The sequence below is a fragment of the Rhodococcus sp. NPDC057014 genome (genome assembly GCF_042673295.1).
GTDB lineage: Bacteria > Actinomycetota > Actinomycetes > Mycobacteriales > Mycobacteriaceae > Rhodococcus_F.
On record NZ_JBHUSF010000415.1, the window covers coordinates 1 to 6,453 of the forward strand.

General features: G+C 68.1%; 6 protein-coding genes and 1 pseudogene. 4 read left to right on the forward strand and 3 right to left on the reverse strand.

Annotation, left to right across the window (positions count from 1 at the left end; all coding sequences use genetic code 11):
- Both ACFTZB_RS41315 and ACFTZB_RS41320 read right to left on the reverse strand, forming a co-directional pair.
- A partial coding sequence (locus ACFTZB_RS41315; RefSeq protein WP_378441084.1) for a cupin domain-containing protein occupies positions 1 to 736 on the reverse strand: 736 nt, incomplete at its 3' end.
- A gap of 64 nt (positions 737 to 800) precedes the next feature.
- On the reverse strand, positions 801 to 1,607 hold the full coding sequence (locus ACFTZB_RS41320) for an IclR family transcriptional regulator (RefSeq protein ID WP_378441086.1): 807 nt from the start codon (positions 1,605 to 1,607) through the stop codon (positions 801 to 803).
- 48 nt (positions 1,608 to 1,655) lie between these two features.
- Here ACFTZB_RS41320 and ACFTZB_RS41325 point away from each other — a divergent pair, with 48 nt between their 5' ends.
- The 3 genes from ACFTZB_RS41325 to ACFTZB_RS41335 all read left to right on the forward strand — a co-directional run bounded on the left by ACFTZB_RS41325 (position 1,656) and on the right by ACFTZB_RS41335 (position 5,216).
- The gene (locus tag ACFTZB_RS41325) at positions 1,656 to 2,885 is read left to right on the forward strand and encodes an MFS transporter (protein ID WP_378441088.1); all 1,230 of its coding nucleotides are present in this window, start codon (positions 1,656 to 1,658) and stop codon (positions 2,883 to 2,885) included.
- Between the two features lie 68 nt (positions 2,886 to 2,953).
- The gene (locus ACFTZB_RS41330) at positions 2,954 to 4,156 is read left to right on the forward strand and encodes an FAD-dependent monooxygenase (RefSeq protein WP_378441090.1); all 1,203 of its coding nucleotides are present in this window, start codon (positions 2,954 to 2,956) and stop codon (positions 4,154 to 4,156) included.
- A gap of 37 nt (positions 4,157 to 4,193) precedes the next feature.
- The gene (locus ACFTZB_RS41335) at positions 4,194 to 5,216 is read left to right on the forward strand and encodes a magnesium transporter CorA family protein (RefSeq protein ID WP_378441092.1); all 1,023 of its coding nucleotides are present in this window, start codon (positions 4,194 to 4,196) and stop codon (positions 5,214 to 5,216) included.
- A 5-nt stretch (positions 5,217 to 5,221) separates the two neighbouring features.
- Here ACFTZB_RS41335 and ACFTZB_RS41340 read toward each other — a convergent pair whose 3' ends face one another.
- Positions 5,222 to 5,827 (reverse strand): TetR/AcrR family transcriptional regulator, encoded by a 606-nt coding sequence (locus ACFTZB_RS41340; protein ID WP_378441095.1) that lies wholly within the window; start codon positions 5,825 to 5,827, stop codon positions 5,222 to 5,224.
- Positions 5,828 to 5,910: 83 nt separating this feature from the next.
- Between ACFTZB_RS41340 and ACFTZB_RS41345 the strand changes: the two are divergent.
- Positions 5,911 to 6,453: pseudogene (locus tag ACFTZB_RS41345) on the forward strand (patatin); the annotation flags it as partial.

Sequence of the window (6,453 nt, forward strand, 5' to 3'; positions counted from 1 at the left end):
CCGCGTATCCCTCGTCCTCCAGCGCCAACTGCTCACGCAGCGCCGCGTCGGTGTGCTCCCACCGGTACGCCGCGATCGGCGACGACGTCTTCGCGTCCAACCCCACCAGCGGCCGCAGTCCCGGATGCGCCCACAACCGCTCCGACCGGGACACGTCCGGGGTCGAATCGTCGGTGACGTTCTCGGAGCCGAACTCGAAGAACCCGGTGTCGGTGTAGTGCACGAACGGAATGTCGAGGCCGTCGATCCACGCCATCGGCTGATCGGTCTCGTTGTGGTGGCCGTGGAAATGCCAGCCCGGGGTCAGCAGGAAATCGCCGCGGCGCATCGCCACCGGATCCCCGTTGACGACCGTCCACACCCCCTCGCCCTCGACGACGAACCGGAACGCGTTCTGCGCGTGCCGGTGCTCCGGCGCCACCTCCTTCGGCCCCAGGTACTGGATCGCCGCCCACAACGTCGGCGTCACATACGGCGCACCCCCCAAACCAGGGTTGGCCAGCGCGATCGCCCGCCGCTCCCCGCCGCGACCGACCGGGACCAGATCCCCCGCCCGCTGCGCCAGCGGATACAACGTCGACCACTTCCACACGAACGGCACCGCCCGCGACGTCGGCGTCATCGGCATCAAATCGCCGAGCTGAGTCCACAACGGATTCAGGTGCTCGGCCTCGAAATCGGTGTACAGCTGCTTCAGCGCGGGGTCGTCGTCGACGTGCGGTTCGGTGGCGGTCATGGAATCGACGCTAGGAGTGCAGGCCTCCCTGTCGATACAGAATTCTTGTGTGCAGAATCATTGATCAGGGTTCGAGGTCCGCGATGTCGACCTCGAGTTCGCGGATCGCGTTCTTGATCTGCGACACCAGCGGTCCCTGCGAGTGCTGACGGAAGCGGGTGATCGGCACGGCCACGGTCAGCGCTCCGACGGCGGTTCGGGCCCGGTTCCGGATGGCGACACCGAATGCGGCGACGCCTTCCTCGGTCTGCTGCACGTTGACGGCGAACCCGACGGCGCGGGCGGCGGACAGTTCCCGGTAGAACTGCTCGAACTCGTCGGCGGGCAGACGGCGGTCGCCCCACTCGCGTTCGTCGTCGGCCAGATCCGCGGGCCGCAGGTACAGCTGCGCGAGGGTGTCCCTCGGTAGCTCAGCCAGCAAAATGCGTCCTCCTGCAGTCAATTCCGCGTCGAGGACCTGCCCCTGGCGGTCGCCGACACGCAAGATTCCCGCCGACTCGGCGGACGACAGGAAGCGGGCCTGGGTGCCGACGCGGATCACGAGGTTGACGGTCTCGCCGCACAGGATCGCGAGCGCCTCCATGTGGGGCCGGCAGAGGTCGTTGAATTCGCGCGTCCACCCCCGCTGCGCCGGGCCTGCCCCCATCGCCGCCCCGGGGTGGTACCGGCGTTTCTCGTCCTGAACGGCGAAACCCCGGTACACCAGCATCGCCATCAGCCGGTGCGCGGTCGACTGCGCGATGCCGAGTTCCTCGGCGGCATCCTTGATCCGCAGCGCTCCGACGTCGCGCAGCATCTGCAGCAGGCGCAGCGCGTTGTCGACGGACTCCAACATGTACGCCGGCTTCTCGATGGTTTTCTTCTTCTGCACAGCAGAACTTTATTGCACCGGTGCTGTGCGCCGCATCACCCTCGATTCATGCCCCTCACCGCCACCACCGCGGCTCCGACGACGAACCGCGTCGGACTGGACCGCACCGCCACGATCGCCGTCGTCGTCTGCTGGCTCTTCGTGGTCTTCGACGGATACGACCTCATCGTCTACGGCAACGTCATCCCGAGCCTCCAGAACGAATGGGGCATCAGCGCCGCGACCGCGGGCACGCTCGGCAGTCTCGCGTTCCTCGGAATGATGATCGGCGCCGTCCTCGCGGGCCGCCTCTCCGACATCGTGGGACGCAAGCGGGCGGTGATCGGCTGCGCGATCGTGCTGTCCGTGTTCACCGCGCTGTGCGCGCTGGCGACCGGACCGGTCATGTTCGGCGCATTGCGTCTGATCGCGGGGCTCGGCCTGGGCGGCCTGGTTCCGACGTCCAATGCGCTCGCCGCGGAACTGGTCCCCGCGAGGTGGCGCGCCGCGGTGGCCACGATGATGATGTCCGGCGTTCCCATCGGCGGTTCGATCGCGGCACTGCTCGGCATCCCCGTCATCCCGAACTGGGGTTGGCAGCCGATGTTCGCTTTCGCGCTCGTCCCGCTGGTCCTGCTGGTGCCGATCGCGTGGAAGACGCTGCCCGACCACACTGCCGCGGTGACGTCGACGGAGGTGCGGCCGGCCACGGGCTTCAGCGCACTGCTCGGTGCCCGATTCCGTTACGTCAGCATCATGTTCGCGCTCGCCACGATGGTCACCCTGCTCGCGTGGTACGGCCTCGGCACGTGGCTGCCCAAACTCATGCAGGGCGAGGGCACCGACCTCGGCAGTGCGCTCACGTTCGCCCTCGCGCTCAACCTCGGCGCCGTCGCGGGCTCGTTCGTCACCGCGTGGGGCGGCGTCCGGTTCGGCACCATCCCCACCAGCATCGTCGCCGCACTGCTTGCGGGTCTCGCGCTGCTGTCGTTGCTCTTGAGCCCACCGGTGGCGCTGGTCTACGTCATCTTCGTGCTCGCCGGCGTCGGGACCCACGGAACCCAGTGCCTCATCATCGCCGCGGTCGCGTCCCACTATCCCGATTATCTGCGCGGCACCGCCCTCGGCTGGGCGCTCGGCGTCGGCCGTGTCGGGGCCGTCGCCGCACCGCAGATCGGCGGCTTGCTGCTGGCCGCCGGGCTCGGCGCGGACTCCAACTTCATTCTCTTCGGCGTCAGCGCGCTCGTCGCCGCACTGCTGCTCACCGTGATCTGGCGCCGCTTCCCCTCCCCCACGTGAGTGCCGCCGTGTCCCCCGGCACGCTTTGCCACTCACCTGCCCCGAACGCTCGAAACGAAGGAACTGTCATGTCGAACCTGCAGGACGCACGCATCATCATCGCCGGAGGCGGGATCGGCGGCGCGGCCAACGCCCTCGCCCTCGCCAGGAAGGGCGCGAACGTCACGCTGTTCGAACGGGCCACCGAATTCGGTGAGGTCGGCGCCGGACTGCAGGTCGGACCGCACGGTGCCCGCATCCTCGACTCCTGGGGCGTGCTCGACGACGTTCTCTCCCGAGCCTTCCTGCCCAAGAACATCGTGTTCCGCGACGCCGTGACCGCCGAGGTGCTCACGAAGATCGACCTCGGCGCCGAGTTCCGGGCCCGCTACGGCGGACCGTACTTCGTGACCCACCGAAGCGACCTGCACGCGACGCTCGTCGACGCCGCACGGGCCGCGGGCGCCGAACTGCACACGGGTGTCACCGTCACCGACGTGGTCACCGACGGCGACCGGGTGCACGTGAGCACCGACGACGGCCGCACCCACGAGGCCGACATCGCCCTCGGCATGGACGGCCTCAAATCTCGTCTGCGGGCGAAGATCTCGGACGACGAACCGGTTTCGTCGGGCTACGCGGCCTACCGCGGCACCACGCCGTACGACGAGGTCGACCTCGACGAGGACATCGAGGACGTGGTCGGGTACATCGGACCGGGATGCCACTTCATCCAGTACCCGCTGCGCGGCGGGCAGATGCTCAACCAGGTTGCGGTGTTCGAATCGCCCGGCTACAAGAACGGGGTCGAGAACTGGGGTGGCCCCGAGGAACTCGAGCAGGCCTACGCGCACTGCCACGAGAACGTCCGCCGCGGTATCGACTACCTGTGGAAGGACCGCTGGTGGCCGATGTACGACCGTGAGCCCATCGAGAACTGGGTGGACGGGCGGATGATCCTGCTCGGCGACGCCGCGCACCCCCCGCTGCAGTACCTGGCGTCGGGAGCGGTGATGGCGATCGAGGACGCGAAGTGCCTGGCCGACTATGCCGACGAGGACTTCTCCGCCGGCGGTGGCAACTCCGCGTGGCCGCAGATCCTGAAGGAGGTCAACACCGAACGCGCACCGCGCTGCAATCGCATCATCACCACCGGACGCATGTGGGGCGAATTGTGGCACCTCGACGGCACCGCCCGCATCGCACGCAACGAACTGTTCCGCACCCGGGACACGTCGAGCTACGAGTACACCGACTGGCTGTGGGGTTACTCGTCCGATCGCACGTCATAATCGTCTCCCCGCCCGCAGGGTTCGGCAGACTGGGTGAGTGACCCTCAACCTGGTGCGAACCCGTGTGTGGCGTGATGGCGAGTGCGTGGGCAAGGACTTTCCGCTTGCCGACGTGTCCGAGAAGGTGCGGGACGAGAACGCGCTCGTGTGGGTCGATCTGTGCGACCCCGACCACGAGCGCCTGACCGAATTGGCGAACGAATTGTCGCTCGATCCGAACGCCATCGAGGATGCCGTCGCCCGCGGTGAGCGACCGAAGGCGACGCGTTACGCCGGCCACGCATTCGTGACCGCGTACGCCACGTGGTTCGACGCCGACGACGTCAGCACGCTCGGCGTCCTCGACTCACGGCTTCGGCTCAGCCGCGTCTCGGCGTTCGTGCTGTCGAACGGGATCATCACGGTGCGGCGGGACGACCGGTTCGACATGTCGCAGGTGGTGGAGCGCTGGGAGGAGGACCCCGCGCTGCTCACACCGGGTTCGGGCGCACTCGCGCTCCTGCACGGCCTGCTCGACGCCGTCGTGGACGGCCAGTTCGAGACGATCGAGACGATCGACGACGCGATCGAAGCGCTCGAGGAGGGACTGTTCGACGAGTCCGCGCGGACCAAGGAGATTCAGCAGCGCACGTACCGGTTGCGGAAGGAACTGGTGCAACTGCGTCGCGTCGTGCTGCCGATGCGGGAGGTGGTGGGCGCCGTCATCCGGGGGCGCGCCGAATCCGAACACGATCGGTCGCCGGTTCTCGACAGCTTATACACCGACCTCTACGACCACGTGACGCGTGCCGCCGAGTGGACGGAGTCGTTGCGCGACATGGTGGTGACCGTGTTCGAGACGAATCTGTCGCTGCAGGACGCCCGGCTCAACACCGTCATGAAGAAGCTCACCGGCTGGGCGGCCATCATCGCGGTCCCCACCGCGGTGACGGGGTGGTTCGGTCAGAACGTCCTGTTCCCCGGGGTCGGGCAGGTGTCGGGGACGATCGTCAGCACCGTCGTGATCGTGACGTCCGCGAGCCTGCTGTATGTCTTGTTCCGACGGCGCGACTGGCTCTGACGGATCTAGAGTTCGCTCGGCTGCGACACGGCGAGCAGCACCCGGAGGTTGTCGGTGACCACCCTGGCCGAGATGGTGGGATCGATGGCGCGCTGAATGCCCAGTCCGACACCGAGACTGAGGATGCTGCTGGCCGCATCCTGCGCGGGCACGGGCAGGACGACCCCGAGTGAGTCGGTGAACGATTTCAGCAGCGTGACCGTGATCTCCCGCGCGACACCGAGGGTGGCGGTGAGGGCGTCGCGGAGTTCGGGGTCGTGACGGGACAGCACGATCAGTTCGAATTCCAGCATGGTCCATCCGACGTCGCCGAGCGTCTTCTCCGCCCAGGCCTGGAACGCCTCGAGTCGCTCCTCCATCGTCTCGCCGCCGCCGAGCGCCTCCGCGATCTCCTGCCCCTTGGTGGAGTGAATGAGCCCGAGCACCTCGAGGCACAGTTCCTTCTTGTTCTTGAAGTTGGAGTACACCGCGCCCTTGGAGTAGCCGGCCTCGTCGGCGACTTTCTCGAGTGAGGTGGCCGCGTACCCGTCGGCGAGGAAGAGGTCGCGCGCGGTCGCGACGAGATGCGCCCGCGTCCGCGCCTGACTCTCCGACCTGGTCAATCGCGCCATGCTCACCCTTTCTCCGAAGCCCCTGCGAGAATATTCTACTTTTCATATACCGCCGGTATCTGGTTTCTGATAGCTTCCTAGGTATGACTTCAAGTGACACACAACTCAGTCGCGGGCTGGTGATCGGTTGCGGCGGCACGCTCGGCGCAGCCTGGACGGTGGCGGCCCTGGTCGCCGTGAGCGACGCCCTGGGATGGGACCCTCGCGACGCCGACGTGCTGGTCGGCACGTCCGCGGGCGCCGAACTCGTCACCATGCTGGGCGGCGGGGCCGGCGTCGACGAACTGCTCGCGATGCAACTCGGTCGGGACACGCATCCGGCGCTCGACGGACATCTCGCGGCCGCACCGGGACGGTTCCCGCCGCTCCCGGCGCCGGGCCTCGGTTCGCCCGGCCTGCTGCGCCGCGGACTGCCTCCCGTCACCGCCGCGAGCGGACTGCTGCCCCGCGGCCGCGGCGACGCCGCGTGGCTCGACCGGCTCGCGCAGCGGTTCGCCTGCGGGTCCGGCTGGGTTCGCCACCCCGCGACGTGGCTGGTCGGCATGGACTACGACACGGGAGAACGCGTCGCATTCGGCTCCCCCGGCGCACCGGCCGCGACCCTGTCCGAAGCGCTGCGGGCGTCG

Coding starts and splice junctions, on each gene's coding strand:
- ACFTZB_RS41325 (WP_378441088.1), top strand. CDS start 1,656: ATGCCCCTCACCGCCACCACCGCGGCTCCGACGACGAACCGCGTCGGA.
- ACFTZB_RS41330 (WP_378441090.1), top strand. CDS start 2,954: ATGTCGAACCTGCAGGACGCACGCATCATCATCGCCGGAGGCGGGATC.
- ACFTZB_RS41340 (WP_378441095.1), bottom strand. CDS start 5,827: ATGGCGCGATTGACCAGGTCGGAGAGTCAGGCGCGGACGCGGGCGCAT.